Source organism: Bellilinea sp., assembly GCF_034432615.1.
In the GTDB taxonomy this organism is placed as follows: domain Bacteria; phylum Chloroflexota; class Anaerolineae; order Anaerolineales; family Anaerolineaceae; genus Bellilinea.
The window spans coordinates 1-3,026 of record NZ_DAOUBL010000374.1; the positions used below are offsets into that span (position 1 = coordinate 1).

The 3,026-nt window shown below is 54.3% G+C and carries 2 protein-coding genes and 1 pseudogene; 1 reads left to right on the plus strand and 2 read right to left on the minus strand.

The window, feature by feature from the left end; all coding sequences use genetic code 11:
* Positions 1–708 precede the first annotated feature (708 nt).
* On the plus strand, positions 709–963 hold the full coding sequence (locus tag VAE48_RS16615) for a hypothetical protein (protein ID WP_322794456.1): 255 nt from the start codon (positions 709–711) through the stop codon (positions 961–963).
* A gap of 508 nt (positions 964–1,471) precedes the next feature.
* Here the strand turns inward: VAE48_RS16615 and VAE48_RS16620 are convergent.
* Together VAE48_RS16620 and VAE48_RS16625 are read right to left on the minus strand one after the other, a co-directional pair.
* Positions 1,472–2,632, minus strand: a complete 1,161-nt coding sequence (locus VAE48_RS16620; protein WP_322794457.1) for a DUF917 domain-containing protein — start codon at positions 2,630–2,632, stop codon at positions 1,472–1,474.
* Between the two features lie 33 nt (positions 2,633–2,665).
* Positions 2,666–3,026, minus strand: a pseudogene (locus tag VAE48_RS16625) (hypothetical protein); the annotation flags it as partial.

Below are 3,026 nucleotides of genomic sequence, written 5' to 3' on the forward strand. Positions count from 1 at the left end.
CTGAAACCGGGTCAAGAAATTACCAGACAATTTCTTTTCTTTCGTTGCACCCCCTTCGATCCGCTTGTGGATATCCTCTTACGAGGACCTGCGCGCCCTGCGGGCGCTCCGGCTGAAACTCCGCCAACCAAACCGCTTGTGCAGGCAACTCACCCCCTTCGATCCGCTTGTGGATATCCTCTTACGAGGACCTGCGCGCCCTGCGGGCGCTTCGGCTGAAACCCCGCCAACCAAACCGCTTGTGCAGGCAACTCACCCCCTTCAATCCGCTTGTGAATGCTGAAACGTCCTCACCGGCACCGTCATTGTCAGGAATGACGATCAGAAATCTCCTGGGATGCTTTTTTACATTGGATTTACAGACTGCAACATATTTGCTGATGGATTACCAGATCAGGCTGTACGAGCCGTGAGAAACTGGAAAATCTAAAGGTACGATTTGGAAAATCGGCAGGATACGGAGTCGATATGCAAAATTCAGATTTTATAATTTACACTCTTGAAAACGCAATTCAATACCTCATGGAAGGGGATAACGAAACTGCCTTAAAGTGCATACTCCAGGCAGCGGCCGACCTGGAGTATGTGATTGGAGAAGATTCCTCTGCGGGCTGACGGCAGCAGTCTCCCGCGCATTTTTCTATGAATAAAATCCACACATATTTCGACGGCCAAATCCGGGTAACCGTTACTCCACACGAGATGCGAATGTCTCACTGGGTATATGCGCCAAAGGTGGAAGAGGTTTCTACGGGGTATGTACTGCTCGATCTTACCGGGGGATTATGGCATCTTCTCGAGGTAAAGGAAGAAAAAGACCTTCTCACCCTGACCCTGCTTCAGTATCCGGGTAATTCAGCAAGAATCAGCATTTCTATTCACAAAGACGAGCGTCTGCTGTACCTGGAAGGCAAAACCTATGATGCCGACAGTTTAAAGAGAGAGTTGAATTCACGTTGTTGATGAAATTCATTCCCTTACCCATCTGTCAACTGGACGCCAAAATGATGCTTTTTGGCTCTCTTCGATGTTGTGCGGCGACCGTACCTTTACACTAAAAAGAGGCTTGAAACTTGAAAAAAAACGACAGGCGAATCAATTGCCTGTCGGACAAAGACTTTACCGGGTTGACGCCTGGAGGCCGGAGACTCTCCAGTCCTCCGTCTTTCGACGGCGTGCTCGTTCCGGACTACACCTTCGTCAACCCGGTGTTATCAATACTATAGCAACCTCCGGGTCTTCTGTCAATAGGAGGGGGATAACCGTTCACGGCTCTCTCAATGTCAAAACCGGTCAATGCGCAGCCGGATAACCTGACGGATGTCTGTTCGGAATAGTTCACTTTTGCGTCAAATCGAGCGATTTTGCCCCTTCCCGCTCCTCCCCCGAAATCGCTAAAGCGGTAGTGGGGCAGGCACAGCGCAGCCAAAAATTCAAAATGGGATGCGAAACAGATTATCCAAAACTGACGTCATTTATAAACTTCAGCCCGCCCGCTCACCACCTCTTCAATCGGCACGTAGTCCATATCGAAACCCCAATAACGCGGCGCAAAATACTGCAGCCCCTTCGGTGTGCGAAAAGCCGGATGACCCTTCGCCCCAATCACCACCACGCTGTCCCCATCTTTGATTTCGGTATTGGTGTAACCTTCCCCCGTTTGCGGATCGGCCAGAATGATCAAATCGGGACTGCATACATACGGCTGCTCGTCCAGCCAGCTGACGTGATTTTCGTTCAAAAACCAGACCCGCATTCGATGCCCGCCGTATGCGCCCCTGCCTTCCAGAAAAACACTGCCCACCATCACCCCTTCTTTGTCCTGCCACTCCTTACCGCTGACCACGCCGCGGAACAATTCCCAGCCTTCCAGCAAACGAATTACCTCCACCAGCGGGTCGCTGCCCGCCTCGCGCGCCCGGCGCACCTGCCGCCCCAGCTCCAGGCTGAGAGTCAGTGTACCGGGAACGATGTTCTGCCGCGTTTCCTTCGCGGAAAGCAGCAAACTGGCAAAATAGACCACACCATAAGCGGCAACCGCCAGCATCTTGCCGATCCGTTCGCCCATTTCTGCGTTCACCGCTTCCTTGAGGATGAGAACATTCCCCCACCAATCCACAATCGCCGCCGGATGGGTTGGAACGCCGTTCAGAAAATAAAGGGTCTGCATGTCCTGCGGAACAGCCCGCCCGCTGTAATCACCATCCACCAACGGGATGCCCAGCCTGGCCGCCGTGACCAGCGGCGCGGGCGTGTTTGCGGCGCCCAGCTCGACCGGCACAATCCCGCCGATCTGCACGCCGGCGTACCGTTCCAGTTCATTTACCGCCGCCTGCGGAGCACGGTAGCCGTTGCGCACCGGAAGGTTCAACCGCCCGGCCAGGGCGTGAATTTCTTCCAGCGTGCGCGGCGTCTGCTCCGAAATCGAACCCGACCCAAAGACGGTACAGGTAAAAACCCCCTCCGGCAGGTCAGCCGCATCCACCCAGCCCGGCTGCAGCCCTTCGGCCAACGCCTCGGCCAGCATCTCCAGGCCCATTTCGGGTGAGCCGCCCCCTCCGGTACCCATCAGTTTCAATCCGGTCAAAAAATCGCGGCAATCCTGTTCGTCTTTCAAAATTCTGGACGGCATAACATCTTCCTCATCATGGTCAAATTGCTGGGACTACCCTAATATCCGTTCTTCGTCCACCCAAACACTGGCCTGCGGCAGGACAAAATCCTCATGCAGGTCGGATTCGGTCACCCCGCCGAGATGTGAGCTGTCGCCAACGGCAATATGGACTGTGCCTTTGATTTTTTCGGCTTCCAGCACGTTTTGCGGGTTGCGGGCGTTGGGATTGGTACCAATCCCCAGCTCGGCACAGTTGCGGCGGTGGCGCAGGCTTTCATTTCCAAAATCGAAAAGTTGACGGAATTTTTCGCCCACCTGCCCGCCGCCGTACGCTTCAACCACGTAACCGCCTTCAAAGATCAGGGTCATATCCTCATTCAACTGCGGAAACCAGCCGGCCGGCACAACCAAC

What these genes read in the sequence shown, in the direction of transcription:
- VAE48_RS16615 (WP_322794456.1), top strand. Translation starts at nt 709, where the DNA reads ATGTCTCACTGGGTATATGCGCCAAAGGTGGAAGAGGTTTCTACGGGG.
- VAE48_RS16620 (WP_322794457.1), bottom strand. Translation starts at nt 2,632, where the DNA reads ATGCCGTCCAGAATTTTGAAAGACGAACAGGATTGCCGCGATTTTTTG.